At 69.2% G+C, this 24,802-nt stretch carries 18 protein-coding genes; 9 read left to right on the forward strand and 9 right to left on the reverse strand.

Annotated features, from left to right (window positions below; translation table 11 throughout):
* Nucleotides 1–474: 474 nt before the first annotated feature.
* The 7 genes from ACFZBP_RS40925 to eccCa form a co-directional block, all read right to left on the reverse strand.
* A complete protein-coding gene (locus ACFZBP_RS40925) occupies nucleotides 475–2,520 on the reverse strand; it encodes an SUKH-4 family immunity protein (protein ID WP_391420980.1) in 2,046 nt (681 codons plus the stop codon).
* An 862-nt stretch (nucleotides 2,521–3,382) separates the two neighbouring features.
* Nucleotides 3,383–3,694, reverse strand: a complete 312-nt coding sequence (locus tag ACFZBP_RS40930; protein ID WP_391420981.1) for a hypothetical protein — start codon at nucleotides 3,692–3,694, stop codon at nucleotides 3,383–3,385.
* Between the two features lie 82 nt (nucleotides 3,695–3,776).
* Nucleotides 3,777–5,096, reverse strand: a complete 1,320-nt coding sequence (locus ACFZBP_RS40935; protein ID WP_391420982.1) for an SUKH-4 family immunity protein — start codon at nucleotides 5,094–5,096, stop codon at nucleotides 3,777–3,779.
* 34 nt (nucleotides 5,097–5,130) lie between these two features.
* Complete coding sequence (locus ACFZBP_RS40940; protein ID WP_391420983.1) at nucleotides 5,131–7,083, reverse strand: ATP-binding protein; 1,953 nt, start codon at nucleotides 7,081–7,083, stop codon at nucleotides 5,131–5,133.
* Between the two features lie 132 nt (nucleotides 7,084–7,215).
* A complete protein-coding gene (locus tag ACFZBP_RS40945) occupies nucleotides 7,216–7,542 on the reverse strand; it encodes a DUF397 domain-containing protein (protein ID WP_391420984.1) in 327 nt (108 codons plus the stop codon).
* 84 nt (nucleotides 7,543–7,626) lie between these two features.
* A complete protein-coding gene (locus tag ACFZBP_RS40950) occupies nucleotides 7,627–8,013 on the reverse strand; it encodes a hypothetical protein (protein ID WP_383459752.1) in 387 nt (128 codons plus the stop codon).
* A gap of 146 nt (nucleotides 8,014–8,159) precedes the next feature.
* On the reverse strand, nucleotides 8,160–12,101 hold the full coding sequence (eccCa, locus tag ACFZBP_RS40955) for a type VII secretion protein EccCa (protein ID WP_391420985.1): 3,942 nt from the start codon (nucleotides 12,099–12,101) through the stop codon (nucleotides 8,160–8,162).
* Between the two features lie 277 nt (nucleotides 12,102–12,378).
* Between eccCa and eccD the strand changes: the two genes are divergently transcribed.
* From eccD to ACFZBP_RS40985, 6 genes are all read left to right on the forward strand, one after another.
* Nucleotides 12,379–13,836: a type VII secretion integral membrane protein EccD gene (gene eccD / locus ACFZBP_RS40960; RefSeq protein ID WP_383459747.1), complete on the forward strand. Its 1,458-nt coding sequence runs from the start codon at nucleotides 12,379–12,381 to the stop codon at nucleotides 13,834–13,836.
* Between the two features lie 194 nt (nucleotides 13,837–14,030).
* The gene (gene rpsO / locus ACFZBP_RS40965; protein ID WP_030046008.1) at nucleotides 14,031–14,318 is read left to right on the forward strand and encodes a 30S ribosomal protein S15; all 288 of its coding nucleotides are present in this window, start codon (nucleotides 14,031–14,033) and stop codon (nucleotides 14,316–14,318) included.
* Between the two features lie 332 nt (nucleotides 14,319–14,650).
* Entirely contained in the window at nucleotides 14,651–16,873 is a 2,223-nt protein-coding gene (locus ACFZBP_RS40970; protein ID WP_391420986.1) for a polyribonucleotide nucleotidyltransferase, read from the forward strand.
* Nucleotides 16,870–18,249, forward strand: coding sequence for an insulinase family protein (locus ACFZBP_RS40975; protein ID WP_391420987.1), 1,380 nt, complete (start codon nucleotides 16,870–16,872; stop codon nucleotides 18,247–18,249). Before ACFZBP_RS40970 ends, ACFZBP_RS40975 begins: the two co-directional genes overlap by 4 nt.
* A gap of 28 nt (nucleotides 18,250–18,277) precedes the next feature.
* The gene (gene dapB / locus ACFZBP_RS40980) at nucleotides 18,278–19,030 is read left to right on the forward strand and encodes a 4-hydroxy-tetrahydrodipicolinate reductase (protein ID WP_391420988.1); all 753 of its coding nucleotides are present in this window, start codon (nucleotides 18,278–18,280) and stop codon (nucleotides 19,028–19,030) included.
* Nucleotides 19,031–19,044: 14 nt separating this feature from the next.
* Nucleotides 19,045–19,497: a hypothetical protein gene (locus tag ACFZBP_RS40985; RefSeq protein WP_383459736.1), complete on the forward strand. Its 453-nt coding sequence runs from the start codon at nucleotides 19,045–19,047 to the stop codon at nucleotides 19,495–19,497.
* Nucleotides 19,498–19,754: 257 nt separating this feature from the next.
* On the opposite strand, the gene ACFZBP_RS40990 is transcribed toward ACFZBP_RS40985, so the two are convergent.
* Both ACFZBP_RS40990 and ACFZBP_RS40995 read right to left on the reverse strand, forming a co-directional pair.
* Complete coding sequence (locus ACFZBP_RS40990) at nucleotides 19,755–20,309, reverse strand: hypothetical protein (protein WP_391420989.1); 555 nt, start codon at nucleotides 20,307–20,309, stop codon at nucleotides 19,755–19,757.
* 86 nt (nucleotides 20,310–20,395) lie between these two features.
* Nucleotides 20,396–20,632 carry a hypothetical protein gene (locus ACFZBP_RS40995; RefSeq protein WP_391420990.1) on the reverse strand — a complete coding sequence of 79 codons (237 nt, stop codon included), beginning with the start codon at nucleotides 20,630–20,632 and terminating at the stop codon, nucleotides 20,396–20,398.
* Nucleotides 20,633–20,840: 208 nt separating this feature from the next.
* Here ACFZBP_RS40995 and thyX point away from each other — a divergent pair, with 208 nt between their 5' ends.
* The 3 genes from thyX to ACFZBP_RS41010 all read left to right on the forward strand — a co-directional run bounded on the left by thyX (nucleotide 20,841) and on the right by ACFZBP_RS41010 (nucleotide 24,530).
* On the forward strand, nucleotides 20,841–21,581 hold the full coding sequence (thyX, locus tag ACFZBP_RS41000) for an FAD-dependent thymidylate synthase (RefSeq protein WP_062725744.1): 741 nt from the start codon (nucleotides 20,841–20,843) through the stop codon (nucleotides 21,579–21,581).
* Between the two features lie 210 nt (nucleotides 21,582–21,791).
* Nucleotides 21,792–22,691, forward strand: a complete 900-nt coding sequence (gene dapA / locus ACFZBP_RS41005; protein WP_383459727.1) for a 4-hydroxy-tetrahydrodipicolinate synthase — start codon at nucleotides 21,792–21,794, stop codon at nucleotides 22,689–22,691.
* Nucleotides 22,692–22,844: 153 nt separating this feature from the next.
* Nucleotides 22,845–24,530, forward strand: a complete 1,686-nt coding sequence (locus ACFZBP_RS41010; RefSeq protein ID WP_383459724.1) for a ribonuclease J — start codon at nucleotides 22,845–22,847, stop codon at nucleotides 24,528–24,530.
* Nucleotides 24,531–24,802 lie beyond the last annotated feature (272 nt).

Consider the following 24,802-nt stretch of genomic DNA (forward strand, 5'->3'; position numbering starts at 1 on the left):
CGTTCAGGATGTGCCTGTTCAGGGGTTTCAGCGTCATCGGGCATCGACAACCGCGTACCACGCTCAGCACGGTCGCGTTCGCTGAGCCGCCGGCTTCGGCGGCGCAGATGCCGCGAGGCTGGTTGCCAAGGAAGGCTCAAGGAGTCGTACTCGGTCGGATCGATCCAAGCGGGGGTGACATCGCATGCAGTGTCCGGAGGCCATACCGGTTCCCACATGCCGGGCGTCCGGCCAGGGACCGGCGAGTGCCTCGCCGGTCTCGGCATCCGGTACGCGATGCCTCTGTTCCCAGCCCACCTGTGTGATCACGACCGATCGCCCGGGCGCAGTAGCCATTGGGGGCCCGGTGAGCTGATACGGAGGGGCGGGATGTACAAACGCCGCTCATCGCTGCCGGTGGCCGCCAGCGCGCACACCCTGGGCCCCGCGGCGCCCGCCTGCTCCGAGATACCAGCTGGCCCTCGTAATGCATGATCACATTGCGACCCAACGATTCAGATCTGTGGAGAGGGCGTGCTCCCATATGAGGGCGTCCTCCGTGACTGGGTCGACCTTGATGGCCCATTCCTGCAGGCTTTCCAGGGCGTCGTCGCGCTCGTAGTTCGTGGCGAAGTCACTCACCAGGAACTCATGGCACAGCCGGAGTAGAATGAAGAACTTTCGAAGACTGCTCGCCAGGAGCACATCGTCATAACCTGTGCTGCCGTCCTGGACAACCGCTCCGGTCCCTCCGTCAAGAAGGACGTTGCCTCCGGTCCAGGTGCCCAAATGATAGAAGGGACCCGTGACTTCGGGGGGTGTCGCATCCTCCGGCCAGGGCGCGGGAACAAGCCCTGTCCCGGCAGCATCGATGGTGCCCATGAACGGCAGGTGGTCGGACAGAACAGGCAGCCCGGTCTCCATGAGGAATTGTCGGCTTTCTGTGTGCACGAGACCGGCCGGCAGTTCATCTTCCCGTAGGCGGCGGCACGTTCCGTGACCGAAGGTCGCCTCCAGCCATGAGCGGCTCGGTGCGCCCTCGGTCAATGCCGGTGCTGGGCACTGCCACACACCGGCCTGAGTAATGGATTCCTCCATGAAGGGGTACGGCATGTGGGGCAGCTGTGTCTGCAGTTCGGGATCGGTTTGCACGTCTACGATGAAAGTCCCGGATGCGCCGACGACAAGCCAGTGTCCGGATTCCAGCCGCTTCGACCGGAGGAGGCTGATGTCGTCACGGCTCCTGTCGAAAATATGGCGGACAGGGGGCCCGGTCTCAGGGAACGGCCAGCTGCGGCTCTCTGCTGCCTGCGCTGCAATGTCGTCTGCTGTGAGCTCTCCGCTCGACGGGTATCCCGATGCCCCGTTGTCCGATTTCCCGAAGCGACCGAACATGCCGTAGGGGCGACAGTTGGACCAGTTCGTCCGCCAAGGCAGCCGTACTCCGGCTTCTCTTGCGATCGCCTCTGCGAGCCGCTCCTCCCCACGGCTCAGTGCGCAGTGGTGCAGCCAGGCCACCCACTCCTCTTGTGGCGCCGAGCCCAGACCCAGCCGCTCCAGATAGTGGATGTCCATTCCGAGACCACCTTGGGGGATGCCATCGGGCCATCTGGCCGCGAGGGCCCGCAGGAGCCCCATCGGATCGAGGTTCGCCAGGACGGGTCCGTTGCTCAGCACGTCATCGAGCAGGCCGGCATGGACGGCGTGGAGTCCCAGAGTCCGCGCCGTGTAGGCCCCGACAGATCCCGCCATGCTCCAGGCGCCGATGGCTCGTTGATCGAGGAAGCGCACCAATGCGGTGACAATTAGCCCGTGATCGACTGGGTGCAGCTTCCGGATCCGATGACGTAGCGACTCCGCGCGAAAGCCGACCGTGACCTGCCCCGTCCCGTCGGAGGACACGGTGAGCAAGTCTGTAAGGTGCTCGGCCAGCCCGCCCAACCCTTGGTCTGAAGACTGGATTTCGAAAATGCGGCAGAGTTCTGTCCATACGGCGAGGGGTGTCTCGCGGAGTTCCGAAGCAGCTAGCGCCCACAGGGCCGGATGGGCCGTGAGTAGCTCTGTCAATTCCCCCTCTTCGGCCTGCGTATCGGAGGCCGGCCGGAGAACGAGCTCATTCTTGGACGGCAGACGGACCCATGGCTTGTCTGCCTCGCGCTCAATGATGAACCGGACCGTCGGGCGTGCGGATCGGCGGAAATGGTTCACCATGTCCTGCGTGATCCGACTTGGTTCGTTCGAGGTCACGAGGCTGTCGGCCCAGTGCACATTTGCGAGCAGAGCGACCCCGTCCCGCGTCATGGCCCGCGCGGCAGCAGCCAGTGAGCGCCCTTCGGGTGCGACACCCCATTCCTGGAGGAGATGCCGGGCGATCTCACCCGCTTCCAGGCCCTGACAGTCCAAGTAGACGGCGTCCGGCATTCGTTCGGAGAGTTCCCGGAGCAACTCGGTCTTGCTCGCACCAGCCGCACCGCGGATCGCGAGTGTCGGATGCAACCGATGAGGTGTCGCCAGCCAACTCTCGGCCTGCTCCAGGGCCATCTCAGGGGGCAACTCCACCCGATCCTCGATTCAGCGTACTGCTCGGTTCGTCAGTTCCACATTAGGCCATGGTCATGGAAGCTTCATGGGGTGCCGCCTACGGCGGTCTGCCATGCCCTCAGCCACTCTCCGCGGTACTTGACCATCTGTTCGTCGGTAATGGCCTTTACTCTCTTACGTTCCGCGTTATCGGCCTTCCTTCCTTCTTCGATGGCCGCATTACGAGGGGTCGTCGAAGTCCGGAGGGACGAGCTCGACGCGGACTGTGTCGGCCTGGAGTACGGGCTGTCCGAGGAGGGCGGGTTCCCGGGGCCGGATCCCGGGCCGGAGCCGGAGTCGGGGCCCGCGTCGATGTTGGGGGCGGGGATGTCGTTGCCGCCTGTGTCGGCGGAGATGCCGCTGCCTGTGTTGGCGCCTGGGATGCCGTTGCCCGAACGCGTAGATGTGGAGGAGTCCGACCCCGACGAGCTGGAGTCGGAGGACGAGAGTTGGAGGACGAAGAGTTGGAGGAACCGGAATCGGAGGAACTGGAATCCGAGGAAGAGGAAAGGGGTTTGCTGTCACAAGTCCGTTGCAGGCCGCCGAGGTTGTTCGGAGGGTCGGGGACAGGGCCGGACGTTCATGGTGTACGGCCCCGAGTGCGCTCTCGGTGTCGGTGGCGCAGGCGGGGCAGGCCGGGGTGGAGCGGCTTCTCGTCGCGGACGAGGGTCCACACGGGGTCGTCCCGGTCGCCGAGGGTGGTTCCTCCTCCGGCCCCGTCCGAGCCGACGCGGTCGGAGGGCGAAGGCTCGCAGCCCGGGAAGAGGAACCAGGAGCGGCACAGCGGCGGGTTCTCGCTGTACTGATCACACGCATCAGCGGGTTACGACTGGCGCTGCTTCCGGTACAGCGCGATGGCCGCCTCAGTCGGGTAGTTGGGGACCGTGACGGTCTCGCCGGTGTCCTTGGCGACGACGATCTTGCTGCCGCCTGGCGGAGCGGGCTGAGGCCGCCCGGCGGCGTCCGTGACCGGCGGGAACACCGCGTACACCAGGTATCCGATGTCGAACTCCTCCGCACGCAGCTCGGCCGGAGTGCCGTCCGGCAGCTTGGGCTGCGCGTAGCGGGCGCGCACGATGGCGAGGGCCTGCTCGGTGGTGGTGGGGGGCGCTGAGGCCGGGTGCTCCGAAGTCAAGGTCGCTCTCCTGGTCGTCAGTTGTCTTGGTTGGCTCGAATAGAAATGGGCGATGAGGGCCGGGCCGGGGACGCGCGCCCGGTCAGAACAACCCGTGCCACATCTGTTCGACGACCAGCGACCACCACGTCTCCGCGTTGCCCAGCGCAGAAGCGTCCACGGCAACCAACTGCTCCTGCAGCGCCGCCACTTCCGCGCCCGCCGCGACTGGGTCCAGCCCCTGCAGCCGCCGCCGGGCGGTGGCGAGCAGGGCCAGGGAGCGGGCGAAGGCGGAGACCGAGACATTGACGTACCGAGCCGCGGCGGTGACCGGGTCCACGGCCCACAGCGCACCGAGACCGTCCGGCTGCCCCGTCCCCGGTTGGCACTGCACCGCGATGACCGCGACGCCGTCGAAGCCGATCCGGACCAGGTACGACAGGGCCCCGATCTTCTCCTCGCCGGCCGGGCTGCGCCGCTCGCGCAGATTCGTGGCGACGTCCGTGAACAGGCCGCCGGCCGGAGGCGCGTCGGGCCGGTCCGCGGTGAAGAACAGCGGCAGGTCGGCGGGGAGCCCCGCCCAGGTGAGCGTCGCCCCGGCAGCCTCGGGCAACGGGCTGTCGGCGATGTCGTCGGCGTCGTAGCGGCGAACTCCCTCCTCGCCGAACACCTCGGCGAGGTGCCGTCCGAGCGCCACGTCACGCATCGGCTCCGCGGGAGTCACCTGCGCGGGAACCGGTACGCGGTGCGGGCGGGGAGGCGGCTGCTGGCCGGCGATCCGGTGCATCGTCTCGACCTGCTCGACCAACGCCGTGATGCCCTCCGCACGAGCCTCGGGACGGGCGCCGTAGGACTGTGAGCAGGAGAGCTGGGCGTTGCGGAAGGTGTTGAGGAGCTCGGCCGTGTAACCGCCGGGGAGCAGGCTGGGGCGCAGGTCGGTGTGGATGGCCACGACATTGTCGGTGGGTACGTTCATCCGCCGCAGCTCGGCCCATGCCTGGTACTCGGCCGGGGGCAGACCCGGGGCGGAAGTGCGGAAGAGGGTGGTCTCCTCGCCGTTCGCCGGGTCCACATAGGTGAAGACCGCGGTGTTGCCGGGACCGGTGACCGGACGGGCGGCGCCCTCGGACGCGCCCGCACCGCCGTGCTTCTGCCGGTACATCTGAACGACCTCGTCGACCGGCACCGACGGCCAGACCGTCAGTTCCCCGCTACGGCGGTCCACGACCCCGCACGCGTTGCCGATGTCGGCAGGCGGCCGCCGTGCCCCGGTCTCCGGGTCACGCTCGGGCTCCGCCGGCGCCGCCCACACGACCCAGCCCAGGTCGAACTCCTGCATCCGGACCTCGCGGCGAGGCTCCGTCGAGCCTTCCGGGTTGAGCCAACGGTCGGCGATGGCGAGCGCCTGCTCCTGGCTGGTCACGGGGGGCTCCTTCGAAGTCATGGGTTGTGGCTGCCTACGAGGCTATCTCCGCGCTCGCCGCGCGAATACGGAGGGCCTTCGCCCCGCGCTCGGTGGCGACGAGCAGGATGCCGTCGGGGGACAGATCGGACCCGGTGAAAGGCGTGTCCGAGATCAGCGCCGCCACGACCTCCTGATCCGCCCGGTTCCAGACACGCAGGTAGTCGGCGCCGCGGCTCAGGCCCAGCGGGGCGGCGGCTCGTTCCTCCTCCGACGGACGAAGAATCTGCGCGGGATCGACGTCACCGAGGTGATCAGGCTGTACGAGGCCATGGACCAGCACCGCGGAACCGGACTCCTCGCCGGGCGCGCCGACCGGCACGGCGCCAGGGGTGCCCGCGGGGAGGACCAGCACGGCGACCGGGGTGGCAGACCCGTCGGGGCGAGGCAGGCTGCCCACGGTCACGGCACTGACGCCGGGGAGAGACAGGCTCCACAGCGTCTCCCACGGCAGCTCCAGCCCGAGCCGCTGTTGTACGGCCCCGGCGTACTCGGGCAGTCCGTCCTCGACGAACGCGGTCTCCAGCAGGGCGGCCCGCATGGTGGTGGGCGCCTGGGTACGTGTCAGCAGGGGCGCCGTACGCCGGTACGTACGGGCCGGTGCGCCCAACTGCTCAGCCGGTACGGCCTCGATGGCGGTGCGCAGCGCAACCGGGTCGGCGTGGACGAACAGGCCGGGATCCGTGAGGAGTTGGGGCAGCAGCCCGGCTTCCAGGGTGTGGGCGGCGATGTGGTCGCGCACGTAGGGGTCGGCCTTGCTCCAGTCCTGCTCCGGCACGGCCTCCAGCAGAGCCATCGCGATCTGACTCTGAGCGGCGGCGACGTTCGGCAGACCAGCACGGATCTCGTCTCCGATGGCCGGGTGCATCAGCCGAAGCAAGGTGCGTCCGCCGGCCGCCTGCTCACCCTCGGCTGCTTCCGCTTCCTGTTCCTCGGGCTGCACGAAGGGCCCGGCGAGCAGCATTCCGTCCGCGATGGCCCGGCTCATGTCCCGCCCGGCCACCGCGCTCGCCAGCCGCGCCCACAGGTGGATCGGTACGCCGTCGCCCTCGGCCAGGGCGAGCGGTGCCAGCAGGGACCGCAGCGTCTTCGGATCGGCGCCGAGCCGCCTGGCGTGCAGGTCCAGGGCCTCGCCGACAGACGTCGGCAGGAACTCCTCGTCGGCCGGGTCGAATCCCTCCGGAGCCATCAGCAGGCAGTTGACGGCGAGTTGGACGACCAGCGGACTGGTCCCCGCCCGGCGGCCGATGGCCGCTCCCAGGGCGAGGCGGGCGGCGGGGTCCACGGTGAACGGCAGCTCGGGTGCTCCGAACTCCGGGCTCAGCGCCGCGTGCGCGTGCCGGACCAGACCCTCGGGGTCGGCCCACTCCGGCTCGTCGAGATCGATGATCTGCACCGTGTCCGACGGCAGGCCCCCGGCCAGCTCGGCGACCAGCGGACGCGGCACCTCGGCCAGCAACCGGACAGTCTCGGTGGCGGCCAGGGGGGCGAGCACCTCCCGTACCAGCCGTGCGGGTTCGTCCGCCGCGCGTACCGGGCCGGCACGGTCGACGTCCGGTACGACGACGGTCACCGGCTCGCCGAGTGCGGCCAGTTCGGCGTACACGCCCTCCGTGCTGGTGGCGTCCAGCTCGTAGTGCTCGGCGAGCAGCCACAGGACCTGGGCCGCGGTCAGCCCCTCGGGGGCGGGCACGGCGGGGGCCGGCAGCTCCGGCGGCACCGTCGAGGGATCCATCTCGTCCAGCGGCAGTTGCTTGCGGTACTCCGGCTCGCAGAGCATCAGGAATCCGGTGAGCAGCCGCGAACGCCCACTGCCGGAACCGCCGGTGACCACGACCACGCGCGGAGCGCCGGGCGAGGACGCCCGCCATGCGGTGAGCGCGCGCAGTGCTGCGGTCCGACCGCCTATGTGGGGGTGCGGTGCGTAGTCCTCGGTCGAGCCGGTCATGGGTCCCCGTCCTCCGCCATTGCGGACGCCTTCTCGTACGACGCCGATCTTAGGCGCCACGCCGGCCCCGGGGGGCGGGCAGAGGGACGACCGCCAACGCCGGGGCTGCGTGGGACATACTCCCGACGGGGCCTACTCCGCCCCCACCCCACCATTGTGCGGAGCCGGCTCCAGATCGAACTCCCCGTCCCGCGCCCCCAGCACGAACGCCCGCCACTCCGCCTCCGTGTACCGCAGCACGGTGTCGGGGTCCAGGGACGACCGCATCGCCACGGCGCCCTCCGGCAGGTACGCGATCTCGACGCGCTCCTCGTGCTCCTCGGTGCCCGGCGCGCAGTGCCACTCGACCCCGGAGATGTCGAGGGCGTACAGCTCGTCCCGCTCCCGCTCCTTGCGCGCCTTGGTGTCCTCGGCCTGAGTCCCGACCTCGTTGTTCTGTGGCTCGGTAGCCTCGGTCATGCTGCTGGGCCTCTTCCTGACGTGCGAACGAAGTGTGCGCCCCACCCTACTGGCGTGGGTGGGGCGCCACACGGGCGTCGCGGATCAGGTGGTCGACCGGGTGTGGATCTCGCCGCGTGCGACCCCGGGCGGAACCTCCACCTGACCGTCGTACTCGGCCATCGTCTTCTTCCAGATGTCGTTCTGCGCGGCCTCGTTCTGCTCGTGTGCCACGCCCATCCGGGCGAGGGCGGCTCCCATGCCGGCGATCCGCTCCGCCAGGCTGCCCATCGAGTCGTACATGCCGTCGCGCAGCCCCTCGTAGACGACGCCGAACTTCTCGCCGATGTCGTCGTCACCCCACGGAGGGGTGTCGCCCTTCTCGAGGGCGGTCAGGCCGGTCGTCAGCTTGTGCACGGCCTTGGAGAACTCCACACCGGCGTTGAACATGTGGAATCCCTCGGTCTTCAGTACCTCAGGATCGGAGTCCATGTAGTCCGACGGCACAACTGCCCCCCGTGGCTCGTCATTTCTGTCGTGGCTCCACCTTAACGGCGCGCCCACCGGCAACGAAGAGGGGCGGCACCCTCGCGGGTACCGCCCCTGGTGCTCAGCCGTTCGGTTCGACCGGCCGTTCCTCAGAACCGGTTCGGCAGCCACCCCGTCTGGATCAACTGCCCACCGCGGCGGCGCGTGTGGAAGTACCCACGGCCGGGCGGCAGTTGCGTCGCCGTGATGTTGCCGAGCAGCGCGCCCTCCGCCCGGTCGCCGGAGAGCACGAGGCCCTGGGCGCCGAGCTCGCGCATCCGCTGCATCACCGGCTCGTACAGCGACCGGCTCGCCCCGCCCGAGGCACGCGCGATGATGACGCGCAGACCGATGTCACGGGCGAACGGCAGGTACTCCAGCAGCGGGGCCAGCGGGTTCACGCCGGTCGCCACCAGGTCGTAGTCGTCGACGATGACGAACGCGTCCGGGCTGTTGTACCAACTGCGGTTGCGCAGCTGCTCGGGCGTGACGTCCGGGCCGGGCATCCGGCGGTGCATCGAGCCGGCGAGGCCCTCCAGCGTCTCCGTCATGGCCGGCGCCGAGGCGCAGTACCGCGACAGGTGCGAGTCGGGCACCCCCTCCAGGTGGGCACGCCGGTAGTCACCCATGACGATCTTCGCCTGGTCCGGTGTGTAGCGCTCGGTGATCTGCTTGACGAGCAGCCGCAGCATCGCGGACTTACCGGACTCGCTCTCACCGAACACGATGAACAGCGGGTCCGTCTCGAAGTCGACGAAGACCGGCGACAGCGACGACTCGTCGATGCCGATGGCCAGACCGCGCTCCGGGTGCTCGAAGCCCTTGGGCAGCCGGTCCGCCGGCATCATCGTGGGCAGCAGGCGAACGGCCGGGGCGTGCTGGCCCTGCCAGTTGTCGTTGATGCCGCGGATGAGGATCGACGTCGCCTCGGACAGGTCGTCGGTCTCCGAGGAGCCGTCGACGCGCGGCAGCGCCGCCATGAAGTGCAGCTTGTCCTGCGTCAGACCGCGGCCCGGCACGGTGGCGGGGACGTTCTGGGCGACCTTGCGGTCGACCTCCGACTCCGTCGGGTCACCGAGGCGCAGCTCGATACGGTTCTGCAGCATGTCCTTGAGCGCGGGCCGGACCTCGGTGTAGCGGCTCGCCGTCAGGATCACGTGCACACCGAAGCCGAGGCCGCGGGTGGCGATCTCGGTGACGGTGGCCTCGAGCATCTCGTAGTCCGTCTTGAACGTGGCCCAGCCGTCGATGACGAGGAACACGTCGCCCCAGGGCTGGTCCGGCAGCTGGCCGGAGTTGCGGCGCTGACGGTACGTCTGGATCGAGTCGACGTTGTTCGCGCGGAAGTACTCCTCGCGCGCGTTCAGGATCCCCTCGACCTCGCTGACCGTACGACGCACCTTCTCGGCGTCGAGACGGTTCGCGACCCCGCCGACGTGCGCCAGCTCCTCCATCGAGATCAGACCGCCACCACCGAAGTCCAGGCAGTAGAACTGCACCTCGGACGGCGTGTGGGTGAGCGCGAACGACGAGATGAGCGAGCGCAGCAGCGTCGACTTGCCGGACTGCGGACCACCGACGAACAGACCGTGACCGGCACCGCCGGAGAAGTCCCGGTACAGCACGTCACGCCGCTGCTCGAACGGCTTGTCCACCAGACCGACCGGCACGTTGAGCCGGCCGAGCGCCGTGTAGTCGGGCGCGGTGAGGCCGCGCTCCGGGCTGACGGCGAGCTGCGGGAGGAGCTGCTCCAGCGAGGGCGCCTCGTCCAGCGGGGGCAGCCACACCTGGTGGGCGGGCGGACCCTGGTTGATCATCCGGCCGACGAGGACGTCCAGCACGGTGTCGGCGAGCGCGTCGTCCACCCGGTTGTCGGGCTCCGGCTCCTCGATCACCGGCTGCGGCGGCAGCGCCACGTGCTCCGCCGAGAACAGTGCCGGACGCAGCTGCGTCGAGCGGTGCACGCGGGAGGGGCCCTCGCCGTGGTACGGACCCGACACGTACGCCGCCTTGAAGCGGACCATGGTGTCGGTGTCGTAGCGCAGGTAACCGGAACCGGGGATCGACGGCAGGTGGTAGGCGTCCGGGACGCCGATCGCCGTACGGGACTCGGCGGCGGAGAACGTACGCAGACCGATCCGGTACGACAGGTAGGTGTCCAGGCCGCGCAGCTTGCCCTCTTCCAGGCGCTGCGAGGCCAGCAGCAGGTGGATGCCCAGCGAACGGCCGATGCGACCGATCTGGATGAACATGTCGATGAAGTCCGGCTTGGCCGTGAGGAGTTCGGAGAACTCGTCGAGCACGATCACCAGCGAGGCCATCGGCTCCAGCGCGGCACCCGCGGCCCGGGCCTTCTCGTAGTCGTGCAGGTTGGCGTAGTTGCCGGCCGAGCGCAGCAGCTCCTGCCGGCGCTGCGTCTCACCCATGATCGAGTCGCGCATACGGTCGACGAGGGTGAGGTCGTCCGCGAGGTTGGTGATGACGGCCGCGGTGTGCGGCATGTCCGCCATGCCCGCGAAGGTCGCGCCACCCTTGAAGTCCGCGAGGATGAAGTTCAGCGTCTCCGAGGAGTGCGTCACCGCGAGGCCGAGCACCAGCGTACGCAGCACCTCGGACTTGCCGGAACCGGTGGCGCCGACGCACAGACCGTGCGGGCCCATGCCCTCCTGCGAGGCCTCCTTGAGGTCCAGCATGACCGGCTCGCCGTTCTCGCCGACACCGATCGGCACCCGCAGCCGCTCGTGCAGCGTGCGCGGCCGCCAGGTGCGGGAGACGTCGACTGTGCCCGCGTCGCCGATGCCCATCAGGTCCGTGAAGTCCAGGTTGGACAGAAGGGGTTCGCCCTCCTCCGCGGAGCCGACCCGGAAGGGGGCGAGCTGCCGCGCCAGGGACTCGGCCTGCGCCGGGTTCAGCACGTCCGGCTTGCCCGTGTACGCGGACTCGTGACCGACGAACAGGCGCATCCGGTCCGGCTTCACATAGGCCGTCAGACCGGCACGCAGCTCCTCCTCCAGTTCACCGGGGGCGATCTCCAGGAAGGTGACGCCCTGAAGTCCCTCCGCGCCGGCGAGCTCGGAGTCCGGCGGCACGGTGCCGCCGTCGAGGACGACGATCAGGTGCGGCTGGTCGTAGACGGGGTTCGCCTCACGGTTCCAGCGGGGCCGGTCGTCCAACTGGTCCGCGAGCGCCTCCTCCAGCTCACCGAGGTCGTCGAAGAGGAGCCGGGAGGAACCCGCTCCGTCCTTCGCCTTCGGGTGCTGGCTGTGCGGCAGCCACTTGATCCAGTCCCACTCCGACGCCGAGGAGGGGTGTGTCACCACGGCGACCATCAGGTCCTCGGGCGAGTGCAGCGTCGCCAGCTGGGACAGCGTCGCGCGGGCGTTGCCGTAGACCGTGTCGGTCTCACCGCAGATCGTCACGTGGTAGAAGGCACGCAGCGAGATGGAGACCGGCAGGTCGTGCAGACTGCCGTGCGCGTCGAGGAAGGCCTTCATGGCCGCCGCGGTCAGCGGCTCCAGCTCGTCCTTGGGCGCCGTCTCCGGGGCGACCAGCGGGGTGTTCAACTGCTGTGTACCGCGGCCGATCCGCACGGACGCGAAGTCCGCGTCGTTCGGGCGCCGTTCCCACAGCCGCTTGCCGTCCGCCGCCACCGCCCACAACTGCTCGGGGTCGGGGTGCTGGAACAGCTGGCTGCGCCGCTGCAGCTCCGCCGTCTTGTGCACGTCCTTGCGGACCTGCTCCAGATAGCGGAAGTAGTCACGCCGGTCCTGGGCCATGCCGGCCCCGGGGCCCTGCCGGGCCTTGGCGAACTGGGCGACCATCATGGCCACCGTCGAGGCCAGCATGAGACCGCCGACGACCTTCATGTAGGACTGGCCGGCTGTGAAGAAGAAGGCGACGGAACCCAGCATGCCCATCATGGGCAGCATGTTCATCAGCATGCTGTCGTCGCCCTCGCGCGGAATCTCGGGCGGCGTCTCGAGTTTGACCTCGCCGTCCGGGACGGCCGGTGGCACTGTCCGCGGTGGTCGTTTGATGATGACGACGCTCACCGATGCACTCATCCTTCGCGATTGATACGTGATACGTCCTTGGCACCGACGCCCCCGTGTACCGCGACGTGTTCTCGTTCGCGTAGGCGTCGTTCGCGTAGGCGTCGATCCTACTGATGCGTGACGTGCCCGAGTGAGGCAGGCGGATGGAGATGCGGAGCAGGTCCTGGGAGGAATGGGGGAGGTAGGTCCTAGGGCCGGTACCGCAACGGATATGGTGGCGCTCCGCGTCGTACGAGCGGCGCGAGGAAGCCTTGTCTAGCAGGGGGAACACCAGGTGAGCACGGGGACTTCGACAGGTTTCTGCCGAATCACCATCGCAGCGCCGGACAGCCGAGTCGATGTGGCGCTGCCCGAGGACCTGCCGATCCAGGACCTCTTTCCTGAGATCATCAGGCTGTCGGGCCTGGTCCAGCCGGATACGAGTCCTTCCGGTTACCACCTTGTGACCCGCGAGGGTCAAGTGCTCGACGCGAGCCGCTCGTTGCTCGAGCACCGGGTCAGGGACGGCGAGGTGCTGCTGCTGCGCACCTTCGCCGACTCGCTGCCGCCGGCCGTGCACGACGACGTCGTGGACGCCATCGCCGCCGCGGTCAAGCAGGACACCCGCAGCTGGAACGACAACCTGATGCGGGTCGCCGGCCTCGTCGCCGGATCGCTGCTGCTGGTCATGCTCGGCTTCGTCTTCTGGTTCGCGGACCCGATCCGGCACGACATGCACGGCCTCCAGGGCATCCTCGCCGGCGTGACCGCGCTCGCGCTGACGGCCCTCGCCGGCGTACGGGCCCGGGTGTACGACGACCGGGGCTCCGCCGTCGCACTCGGCATCTCCGCCCTGCCGCACGCGCTCATCGCCGGCTCCGGCGCCCTTCCGCAGGACGCGGGCGAAGGCCCCGGACGGATCCAGTTCCTCGTCGGCTGTGTCGCCGTACTGCTGTGCTCCGTCGTACTGATCATGCTGCTGCCGCAGGGCGACGCCCCGTTCGTGGCCGCCGCGCTCGCCTCCGCGATCGGCACGCTCGCCGTGTTCTGCGGTGTCCTCACCGAGGCCGAGCCGCGCGAGATCGCCGCCGGCACCTCGGTCGTCGCGCTCGCCGTCGTCGGCTTCCTGCCCGGCTGGTCGTCCCGCTTCGCCAAGCTGCCGATCGGCTTCCGCAACCCCGAGGACCTCGCCCGGGCCCGTCGTGAAGGCCGCGAGGGCGACCTCGAGGCCGTCGACGTCCAGCGCATCGTCGCCCAGACCAGCCGCGGCCACGAACTGCTCCTCGGCCTGGTCGGCGGATGCGCCGCCGTCATCATCGGCGCCGGCGGCGCCGTGCTCGGCTTCAGCGACAACGGCTGGGCCCAGCTGCTCGCCCTGTGCACCGGCCTCGCCGCGATGCTGCGGGCCCGCCTGTTCCGCTACACCGCGCAGGTCACCTGCCTGTTCGTGGCCGGTGTCGTCACCCTCGCCCTGCTGGTCCTCGGCCTCGCGATCTCGCCCCCGGCCGACATCATCATGGAACTGCTCCAGAACAACTCCGGCCCGGTCAACGTACGGACCCTGTGGCTCGGTGCCTCGGTCGGCGTCGGCGTGCTGCTGCTCATCGCCATCGCCCTGATCGTTCCGCAGAAGGGCCTCTCCCCCTTCTGGGGCCGCATGCTGGACCTCGCGGACTCGCTGGTCCTGCTCTCCCTGGTCCCGATCTGCCTGGCCGTCCTGGACGTCTACGCCAAGGTCCGCGGCGGTCTCTGACCAGCGCCGCCGGGGACCGTCCGTCAAGGGCGCGCCCATGTGCTGGTACGCTGTGTGACGGCCGTTTGTGTACGCGCCCCCGGGTTCGCCTGGGGGACGCGCCCAGCGGATCCCCGCCTCCCGAGTAACGGAAGCTCCCCCGAGACACAGACCGGGGGCACTCGGTGGCCATTCAAAGACTACGAGGAGTACGCGTGCCGCTCGACGCCGCTACGAAGAAGCAGATCATCTCCGAGTTCGGCCAGAAGGAGGGCGACACCGGCTCCCCCGAGGTCCAGGTCGCCATGCTCTCGCGCCGGATCTCGGACCTGACCGAGCACCTCAAGACCCACAAGCACGACCACCACTCCCGTCGTGGTCTGCTGATCCTGGTCGGTCAGCGTCGCCGCCTTCTCCAGTACCTGGCGAAGAAGGACATCCAGCGCTTCCGTACGCTGGTCGACCGCCTCGGCATCCGCCGCGGTGCGGCGGGCGCGAAGTAGGACGCCGTGAGGGGAGCGGTTCCCGGAAGGATCGGGAGCCGCTCCCTTTGCTGTACGTACGGCACGTCAACCGTGCGTGCGGAAACATGCGGAGTGTCACACCCGCTTTGTAGTGTGGTAGCACAACGCAATACGGACGACACAGCACGACAAGAAGAGGAGAAGCGCGCCTAGCCGCCGCCGGTCCTCGGTAGTGGCCCCCGGGGGAAAGCGAGCCCCGGGTGCTTCGATCGAAGACCGGCCTGCACCGCACGGAGCGCTTCTCCACCACCGTCCCCCTGCCACACGGGCAGCGACGGGACAAAAGACGACAAGTAACGGAGAAAACGCTAGTGGAGAACGAGACCCACTACGCCGAGGCCGTCATCGACAACGGCTCCTTCGGCACCCGCACCATCCGCTTCGAGACGGGCCGCCTGGCCAAGCAGGCCGCCGGCTCCGCCGTGGCGTACCTGGACGACGACACCATGGTGCTGTCGGCCACCACCGCCTCCAAGAACCCCAAGGACCAGCTCGACTTCTTCCCCCTGACGGTGGACGTCGAGGAGCGGATGTACGCCGCCGGCAAGATCCCCGGCAGCTTCTTCCGCCGTGAGGGCCGTCCCTCCGAGGACGCCATCCTCACCTGCCGCCTCATCGACCGCCCGCTGCGCCCGTCCTTCAAGAAGGGCCTGCGCAACGAGATCCAGGTCGTCGCCACGATCATGGCGCTCAACCCCGACCACCTGTACGACGTCGTGGCGATCAACGCCGCGTCCGCGTCCACGCAGCTGGCCGGTCTGCCCTTCTCCGGCCCAATCGGCGGCGTCCGCGTCGCGCTGATCAACGGCCAGTGGGTGGCGTTCCCGACGCACACCGAGCTCGAGGACGCCGTCTTCGACATGGTCGTCGCGGGCCGCGTCCTGGAGGACGGCGACGTCGCGATCATGATGGTCGAGGCCGAGGCCACCGAGAAGACCATCAAGCTGGTCGAGGGTGGCGCCGAGGCGCCGACCGAGGAGGTCGTCGCCGCCGGTCTGGAGGCCGCGAAGCCCTTCATCAAGGTCCTCTGCAAGGCCCAGTCGGACCTCGCCGCCAAGGCCGCCAAGCCGACCGGCGAGTTCCCGATCTTCCTCGACTACCAGGACGACGTCCTGGAGGCGCTCACCGCCGCCGTCAAGCCGGAGCTGGCCTCCGCGCTGACCATCGCCGGCAAGCAGGAGCGCGAGTCCGAGCTGGACCGCGTCAAGGCGCTCGCCGCCGAGAAGCTCCTGCCGGAGTTCGAGGGCCGCGAGAAGGAGATCTCCGCCGCGTACCGCTCGCTGACCAAGACCCTGGTCCGTGAGCGCGTCATCAAGGAGAAGAAGCGCATCGACGGCCGCGGTGTCACCGACATCCGCACCCTGGCCGCCGAGGTCGAGGCCATCCCGCGCGTGCACGGCTCCGCCGTGTTCGAGCGTGGCGAGACCCAGATCCTGGGCGTCACCACGCTGAACATGCTCCGCATGGAGCAGCAGCTGGACACCCTCTCCCCGGTGACCCGCAAGCGCTACATGCACAACTACAACTTCCCGCCGTACTCCACCGGCGAGACCGGCCGCGTCGGCTCCCCGAAGCGCCGCGAGATCGGCCACGGCGCCCTCGCCGAGCGCGCCCTCGTGCCGGTCCTGCCGACGCGCGAGGAGTTCCCCTACGCGATCCGCCAGGTCTCCGAGGCGCTGAGCTCCAACGGCTCGACGTCCATGGGCTCGGTCTGCGCCTCCACCATGTCGCTGCTGAACGCCGGTGTGCCGCTGAAGGCCCCCGTCGCCGGTATCGCCATGGGCCTGATCTCCCAGGAGATCGAGGGCGAGACGCACTACGTCACCCTCACCGACATCCTCGGTGCGGAGGACGCCTTCGGCGACATGGACTTCAAGGTCGCCGGCACCAAGGAGTTCGTGACCGCCCTCCAGCTCGACACCAAGCTGGACGGCATCCCGGCCTCCGTCCTGGCCGCCGCCCTCAAGCAGGCCCGTGACGCCCGCCTCCACATCCTCGACGTGATGATGGAAGCGATCGACACGCCGGACGAGATGTCCCCGAACGCCCCGCGGATCATCACCGTCAAGATCCCCGTGGACAAGATCGGTGAGGTCATCGGCCCCAAGGGCAAGATGATCAACCAGATCCAGGAGGACACCGGCGCCGAGATCACGATCGAGGACGACGGCACCATCTACATCGGTGCCGCCGACGGCCCGTCCGCCGAGGCCGCCCGCACCACGATCAACGGCATCGCCAACCCGACGATGCCCGAGGTCGGCGAGCGCTACCTGGGCACGGTCGTGAAGACGACCACCTTCGGCGCCTTCGTCTCGCTGCTGCCCGGCAAGGACGGTCTGCTGCACATCTCGCAGATCCGCAAGCTGGCCGGCGGCAAGCGCGTGGAGAACGTCGAGGACGTGCTCGGTGTGGGCCAGAAGGTCCAGGTCGAGATCGCCGAGATCGACTCCCGCGGCAAGCTGTCGCTCGTCCCGGTCATCGAGGGCGAAGAGGGCTCCGAGGACGACAAGAAGGACGACACCGACAAGTGACGTCGAGTAGCTCCACGGCGACGGCCCGCACCTCTTCGGAGGCGCGGGCCGTCGCCCGTACCCAAACCCTGATCAAGGGCAGCAACGGCATCGGTACGGTCCGCAAGACCACCCTCCCGGGCGGCCTGCGCATCGTCACCGAGACCCTGCCGTCCGTCCGCTCGGCCACCTTCGGCATCTGGGCGCACGTCGGCTCCCGCGACGAGACGCCGGCCCTGAACGGTGCCACGCACTACCTGGAGCACCTGCTCTTCAAGGGCACCACCCGCCGCTCCGCCCTGGACATCTCCTCCGCCATCGACGCCGTCGGCGGCGAGATGAACGCGTTCACGGCGAAGGAGTACACGTGCTACTACGCGCGCGTGCTCGACACCGACCTGCCGCTCGCCATAGACGTCGTCTGCGACATGCTGACGGGCTCCCTCATCCTCGAAGAGGACGTCAACGTCGAGCGGGGCGCGATCCTCGAAGAGATCGCCATGACCGAGGACGACCCGGGCGACTGCGTGCACGACCTGTTCGCGCACACCATGTTCGGCGACAACCCCCTCGGCCGCCCGGTCCTCGGCACGGTCGACACGGTCAACGCCCTCACCGCCGACCGCATCCGCCGCTTCTACCGGAAGCACTACGACCCGACCCACCTCGTGGTCGCCGCGGCCGGCAACATCGACCACAACAAGGTCGTACGACAGGTCCGCGCCGCCTTCGAGAAGGCCGGCGCCCTCAAGACCCCGGACGCCACCCCCGTCGCCCCGCGCAACGGGCGGCGCACCGTCCGCGCCGCGGGCCGCGTCGAGCTGATCGGCCGCAAGACCGAGCAGGCCCATGTCGTCCTCGGTATGCCCGGCCTGTCCCGCACGGACGACCGCCGCTGGGCCCTCGGCGTCCTCAACACGGCGCTGGGCGGCGGCATGTCGTCCCGTCTCTTCCAGGAGGTCCGCGAGAAGCGCGGCCTGGCCTACAGCGTGTACTCGTACACCTCGGGCTTCGCCGACTGCGGCCTGTTCGGCGTGTACGCCGGCTGCCGGCCGTCGCAGGTCCACGACGTCCTGAAGATCTGCCGCGACGAACTGGACCACGTCGCCCAGCACGGCCTGTCCGACGACGAGATCGGCCGCGCCATCGGCCAGCTCCGCGGCTCCACCGTCCTCGGCCTGGAGGACACCGGCGCCCTGATGAACCGCATCGGCAAGAGCGAGCTCTGCTGGGGCGAGCAGATGTCCGTCGACGACATGCTGGCCCGGATCGCCGAGGTGACCCCGGACGACGTCCGCTCGGTCGCCCGCGAGGTCCTCGGACAGCGGCCCTCGCTGTCGGTCATCGGCCCGCTGAAGGACAAGCAGGCGTCCCGGCTGCACGACGCCGTCGCCTGACCATTCCCTGGTGAAGGAAGCACAAGAGATGAGCAAGCTGCGCGTGGCGGTCCTCGGCGCCAAGGGCCGGATCGGCTCCGAGGCGGTACGGGCGGTCGAGGCCGCCGAGGACATGGAGCTGGTCGCCGCCCTGAGCCGGGGCGACAAGCTGGAGACGCTGGCGGAGACCGGCGCCCAGGTGGCCGTCGAACTGACCACGCCGGACTCGGTGATGGCCAACCTCGACTACTGCGTGAACCGCGGCATCCACGCGGTCGTCGGTACGACGGGCTGGACCGACGAGCGCCTCGCGCAGCTGAACGGCTGGCTGTCCGCCTCCCCGGAGACGGGCGTGCTGATCGCGCCGAACTTCTCCATCGGCGCCGTCCTGACGATGAAGTTCGCGCAGATCGCCGCGCCCTACTTCGAGTCGGTCGAGGTGGTCGAACTCCACCACCCGAATAAGGTCGATGCCCCCTCCGGCACCGCCACCCGCACGGCCCAGCTCATCGCCGAGGCCCGTCGCGCCGCGGGCACGGCCCCGGCGCCGGACGCCACGGAGACGGCCCTGGACGGCGCGCGCGGCGCGAACGTCGACGGCGTCCCCGTCCACGCGGTCCGCCTGCGCGGCCTGCTGGCCCACCAGGAGGTCCTGCTCGGCGGCGAGGGCGAGACCCTGACCATCCGCCACGACTCCCTCCACCACAGCAGCTTCATGCCGGGCATCCTGCTCGGCGCGCGCCGCGTGGTGACCACTCCGGGCCTGACCTTCGGCCTGGAGCACTTCCTGGACCTGAGCTGACACGAGACCCACTGATGCGCGCGAAGATCTCCTACGCCATAACGGCCGCCGTCCTGGTCGTCTACTTCGTCCTGGTCGGCAGCCGTGGCGTGATGCTCATCCAGTCCGGCACGGTAATCACCGTCACCTTCGGCGTGGCAGTGCTGATCCTGCCGGTCATCGGCGTGTGGTTCCTGTGGAAGAACACCCAGTTCGTCCGCAAGGCCAACGCCCTCGCCGCCGAACTCGACGCCGAGGGCGGCCTCCCCGTCGACGAGCTGAAGCGCACCCCCGGCGGCCGCATCGACCGCGACTCGGCCGACGAGGTCTTCGCCCGCCGCAAGGCCGAAACAGAGGCGTCCCCCGACGACTGGCGCACCTGGTTCCGCCTCGCCATCGCCTACCACGACGCCCGGGACACCCCCAGAGCCCGCAAGGCAATGCAACAAGCCATCGCCCTGCACGAGGGCAGGACGGTCGAGGCCTGAGCACCCGGGCGCGGGGTCGAGAGCCGACCGCACGCCGGTGAGTCGGGTGCCCGTCGGCGACTTGGCCTTCGGCCGTGCGGGCTGGCTGCCGCTGCCGGCCTGGCCTTGGTCCAGGAACCGGCCACAAGACGAAGAGCTTGCCGCACGCCGCCGACCCAGCCGCGCCCCAACGCGTCAGCCCCACGCCGACGAGCAAGCCGTAAGCCAAAGGGGCCGGTCCGCTGCCGCGGGCCGACCCCTGCAACCACCCGGCGCGCTCAGCCGCGCGTGTTCTCCGAGGCCCACACCTCGACCGCGTCGGCGGCACGGTCGAACGCCGTGACCCGGGCCAGGAAGTCCGTGTTGTGCGTGGTCATCAGTGTCGGCATGTCACCCGCCGCACGACCGCGCTGCACGAGCATCAGCGCCTGCCCCTGCACCGTGCGCGGCAGCCCCAGCCAGCGCACGGGCTGCTGAACCGTCCGCACGGCGACGACCTGCTCCCAGGGCACCGTGCGCGTGACGAGGAACCTCACCTGACGCAGCCCTCGCGCGCTCACCCACACGCCCATGCGCAGCAACCGCAGGGCACCGGCGATGATGGCCAGCGCGATGCCGAAGACGGCGGCAGCCCCGGTCACCGTGCCGGTCAGGGCGATGACGACCGCCGCGAACAGCACATAAGAGGCGAGCAGCAGCCACAGCGCGGCCACGCCCACACGCCACGGCCCGGGCCGGTAGGGACGCCGCCAGCGGTCGAGGTCGTCGAAGGGCAGCGCGACGTCATCGGCTGTCTCGAAGGCGCGGTCGGCCGTCAGGAAGGGCAGGGGCACGGCTGGTCCTCACTCATGCAGGGGCTGTGCCCGGTGAGGCTAATCGACCCGCGCCCCCACTCACCACTCCTGGGGGGCCGGTTGAGTCAGTGCCCCTGAGAGGCCTGTGACTGCTGCGTCTGCTTCGCGGTGTCCGTGGACAGCGCAGGCATGCCCACCACCAGCGAGCCCACCAGCCCGGCGACAATGGTGAGTCCCAGCAGCCAGCGCCCGGCCATCTGACCGACGGACGCCCGCTCGCGGGGCGGGGGAGCGACATTGCTGCGGAACCTGTCGGCCTCGGCGAGGAAGGCGAACGGGACGGGCTCGCGCCGACCGAACATCAGGAACTTCTCCTCTCGGAATCATGTGGGTGACCGTCACCAACACAGACGAACCAGTGCCCCAAAAGGTGCCCGGTTTCGCCGAATTCACAGAAATGCGCCGAAGTTCGCCGTCGTATGTCGCGACCCGGCACCGAACGCCCCGTTGTCAGTGCCGGGCCGTAGAGTGGGCGCCGCCCAGCGAAGTGATGGAAGGACCCCCCGAGCCGTGACCGACACCCCCGCCGACGACCTCAAGCCAAGCTTCCGCAGCGACGTCACCGTCGAGCTGGTCAAGCACAGCGCGGCCGACTCCGACGTGCTGTGGGCCGCCCGCGTCTCCACCGCCGGGGAGCAGTCCCTGGACGAGCTGAAGAAGGACCCGGAGCGCTCCAAGGGCCTGATCAACTACCTGATGCGGGACCGGCACGGCAGCCCGTTCGAGCACAACTCGATGACGTTCTTCATCAGCGCCCCCATCTTCGTCTTCCGCGAGTTCATGCGGCACCGCGTGGGCTGGTCGTACAACGAGGAGAGCGGCCGCTACCGCGAGCTCGAGCCCGTCTTCTACGTCCCCGGCGAGTCCCGCAAGCTGGTCCAGGAGGGCCGCCCTGGCAAGTACGTCTTCGTGGAGGGCACCCAGGCCCAGCAGGAGCTGGTCGGCCGCGTCATGGAGGACTCGTACCGGGAGTCGTACGAGGCCTACCAGGAGATGCTCGCCGCAGGCGTCGCCCGCGAGGTGGCCCGCGCCGTCCTCCCGGTCGGCCTGTTCTCCTCGATGTACGCCACATGCAACGCACGCTCCCTGATGCACTTCCTCGGCCTGCGCACCCAGCACGAACTGGCCAAGGTCCCGTCCTTCCCGCAGCGGGAGATCGAGATGGTCGGCGAGCTGATGGAGGCGGAGTGGGCCAAGCTCATGCCGCTGACGTACGCCGCCTTCAATGCGAACGGCAGAGTGGCGCCGTAACGCCCGCGTCCCACGATCGGGCACGGCCGCACGGCCCAGCCGCCTGAAGTGTCCGTATTGCGGCATTCGGAGAAGTTCATCTAGCCTGATCAAACGGACCCGGCACTGCTTGAACCCCCGAGCAGGCAGTGCCGGGCTCCTTATTTGTCCTGACTTTTCCGCACCCCCCGAGGGCAGACCAGGCCGAGCGCAACGAGTAGCGTGTAACCCATGGCTCCGACCTCCACTCCGCAGACCCCCTTCGGGCGGGTCCTCACCGCCATGATCACGCCCTTCACGGCGGACGGCGCACTCGATCTCGACGGCGCGCAGCGGCTCGCCACGCACCTGGTGGACGCAGGCAACGACGGCCTGATCATCAACGGCACCACCGGCGAGTCGCCCACCACCAGCGATGCGGAGAAATCGGACCTGGTACGGGCGGTACTGGAGGCCGTCGGCGACCGAGCCCACGTGGTGGCCGGTGTCGGCACCAACGACACCCACCACAGCCTGGAGCTCGCCCGCGCGGCGGAGCAGGTCGGCGCACACGGCCTCCTGGTCGTCACGCCGTACTACAACAAGCCCCCGCAGGAAGGCCTCTACCGCCACTTCAAGGCCATCGCCGACAGCACCGAGCTGCCGGTGATGCTCTACGACATCCCCGGCCGCAGCGGCGTCCCGATCAACACGGAGACGATCGTCCGCCTCGCCGAGCACCCGCGCATCGTCGCCAACAAGGACGCGAAGGGTGACCTCGGCCGAGCCAGCTGGGCCATCGCCCGCTCCGGCCTCGCCTGGTACTCCGGCGACGACATGCTGAACCTGCCGCTGCTCTCCGTGGGCGCCGTCGGCTTCGTCTCGGTCGTCGGCCACCTGGTCACCCCCGACCTGCGCGCGCTCGTCGACGCGTACGTCTCCGGTGACGTCCAGAAGGCCACCGAGATCCACCAGAAGCTGCTCCCGGTCTACACCGGCATGTTCCGCACCCAGGGCGTCATGACCACCAAGGCCGCGCTCGCCCTCCAGGGCCTGCCGGCCGGGCCACTGCGCGCCCCCATGGCCGAGTGCTCGCCCGAGGAGATCGACCAGCTCAAGATCGATCTTGCCGCAGGCGGGGTACAGCTCTAACACCAGACTTCGCGCGCTGGGCGCGCACCAGACTCCACAACTGAATAAGCGGGCCACCGGCGCCTGCACCCCACAACGACAACTGCTTCTGCACGAACGTCATGCGCGCCACGTGCCCTACCGGTACGTGGCGCGTGTGGTGAGGAGAGTCTTTTGAGTCATCCGCATCCTGAACTCAGCCCGCCCCCGCCGCTCCCCGACGGGGGCCTGCGGGTCACCCCGCTCGGCGGCCTAGGCGAGATCGGCCGAAACATGACGGTCTTCGAGTACGGCGGCCGCCTGCTGATCGTCGACTGCGGAGTGCTCTTCCCCGAGGAGGAGCAGCCCGGAATCGACCTGATCCTTCCGGACTTCTCGTCCATCCGGGAACGCCTCGACGACATCGAGGGCATCGTCCTCACGCACGGCCACGAGGACCACATCGGCGGCGTCCCCTTCCTGCTCCGCGAGAAGCCGGACATCCCGCTGATCGGCTCCAAGCTGACCCTCGCCCTGATCGAGGCCAAGCTCCAGGAGCACCGCATCCGCCCGTACACCCTCGAGGTGGCGGAGGGCAACCGCGAGCGCATCGGCCCCTTCGACTGCGAGTTCGTCGCGGTCAACCACTCCATCCCGGACGCCCTGGCGGTAGCCATCCGCACCCCCGCCGGCATGGTGGTCCACACCGGCGACTTCAAGATGGACCAGCTCCCGCTGGACAACCGCCTCACCGACCTGCACGCGTTCGCGCGGCTGAGCGAGGAAGGCATCGACCTCCTCCTCTCCGACTCCACGAACGCCGAGGTCCCGGGCTTCACCCCGCACGAGCGCGACATCTCCAATGTCCTGCGCCAGGTCTTCGCAGGCGCCCGCAAGCGCGTCATCGTGGCGAGCTTCGCCAGCCACGTCCACCGCATCCAGCAGATCCTGGACGCGGCCCACGAGTACGGCCGCCGGGTCGCCTTCGTCGGCCGCTCGATGGTCCGCAACATGGGCATCGCCCGCGACCTCGGCTACCTGAAGGTCCCGCCGGGCCTGGTGGTCGACGTCAAGACCCTCGACGACCTGCCGGACAGCGAAGTGGTCCTGGTCTGCACCGGCTCCCAGGGCGAGCCGATGGCGGCCCTGTCCCGCATGGCCAACCGCGACCACCAGATCCGTATCGTCCCGGGCGACACGGTGATCCTCGCGTCGTCCCTCATCCCCGGCAACGAGAACGCGGTCTACCGCGTCATCAACGGCCTGACCCGCTGGGGTGCGAACGTCGTCCACAAGGGCAACGCCAAGGTCCACGTCTCGGGCCACGCGTCCGCGGGCGAGCTGCTGTACTTCTACAACATCTGCCGCCCGAAGAACCTGATGCCGGTCCACGGCGAATGGCGCCACCTGCGCGCCAACGCGGAACTGGGCGCCCTGACCGGCGTCCCGCACGACCGCATCGTCATCGCCGAGGACGGCGTCGCCGTCGACCTCATCGAGGGCAAGGCGAAGATCTCCGGCAAGGTCCAGGCCGGATACGTCTACGTCGACGGCCTCTCGGTCGGCGACGTCGGCGAGCCGGCGCTGAAGGACCGCAAGATCCTCGGCGACGAGGGCATCATCTCGGTCTTCGTGGTGGTGGACTCCTCCACCGGCAAGATCACGGGCGGCCCGCACATCCAGGCCCGCGGCTCCGGCATCGAGGACTCCGCCTTCGGGGACGTCGTCCCGAGGATCACGGAGGTGCTGGAACGCTCGGCCCAGGACGGAGTGGTCGAACCCCACCAGCTCCAGCAGCTGGTGCGCCGGACCCTGGGCAAGTGGGTCTCGGACACGTACCGACGTCGGCCGATGATCCTGCCTGTGGTCGTGGAGGTCTGACGGTCCGTCGGACACTCTGCCGTGTGAACCAGGAGCGGGGCGCCTCGATTTGCATCGAGGCGCCCCGCTCCAGTACTTTTACGGCTCCGCCTGAACGGGAACCCGGCCACTTCGTGTGCCGGAACCAGTCCCCGAGGGGGCGGGAAATCCGACTCAGAATCTCTGATAAAGTCGGAGTCGCCGGAAAGGGAAACGCGGAAGCGGGAACCTGGAAAGCACCGAGGAAATCGGATCGGAAAAGGATCTGATAGAGTCGGAAACGCAAGACCGAA

The organism is Streptomyces sp. NPDC008086, from assembly GCF_042957325.1.
Lineage (GTDB): Bacteria > Actinomycetota > Actinomycetes > Streptomycetales > Streptomycetaceae > Streptomyces.

Excerpts from the sequence above, each read along its gene's own strand:
- ACFZBP_RS40925 (WP_391420980.1), bottom strand. The coding sequence starts at position 2,520 with ATGGCCCTGGAGCAGGCCGAGAGTTGGCTGGCGACACCTCATCGGTTG.
- ACFZBP_RS40940 (WP_391420983.1), bottom strand. The coding sequence starts at position 7,083 with ATGACCGGCTCGACCGAGGACTACGCACCGCACCCCCACATAGGCGGT.
- ACFZBP_RS40945 (WP_391420984.1), bottom strand. The coding sequence starts at position 7,542 with ATGACCGAGGCTACCGAGCCACAGAACAACGAGGTCGGGACTCAGGCC.
- ACFZBP_RS40950 (WP_383459752.1), bottom strand. The coding sequence starts at position 8,013 with ATGGACTCCGATCCTGAGGTACTGAAGACCGAGGGATTCCACATGTTC.
- dapB (WP_391420988.1), top strand. The coding sequence starts at position 18,278 with ATGAGCAAGCTGCGCGTGGCGGTCCTCGGCGCCAAGGGCCGGATCGGC.
- ACFZBP_RS40985 (WP_383459736.1), top strand. The coding sequence starts at position 19,045 with ATGCGCGCGAAGATCTCCTACGCCATAACGGCCGCCGTCCTGGTCGTC.
- ACFZBP_RS40995 (WP_391420990.1), bottom strand. The coding sequence starts at position 20,632 with ATGTTCGGTCGGCGCGAGCCCGTCCCGTTCGCCTTCCTCGCCGAGGCC.
- dapA (WP_383459727.1), top strand. The coding sequence starts at position 21,792 with ATGGCTCCGACCTCCACTCCGCAGACCCCCTTCGGGCGGGTCCTCACC.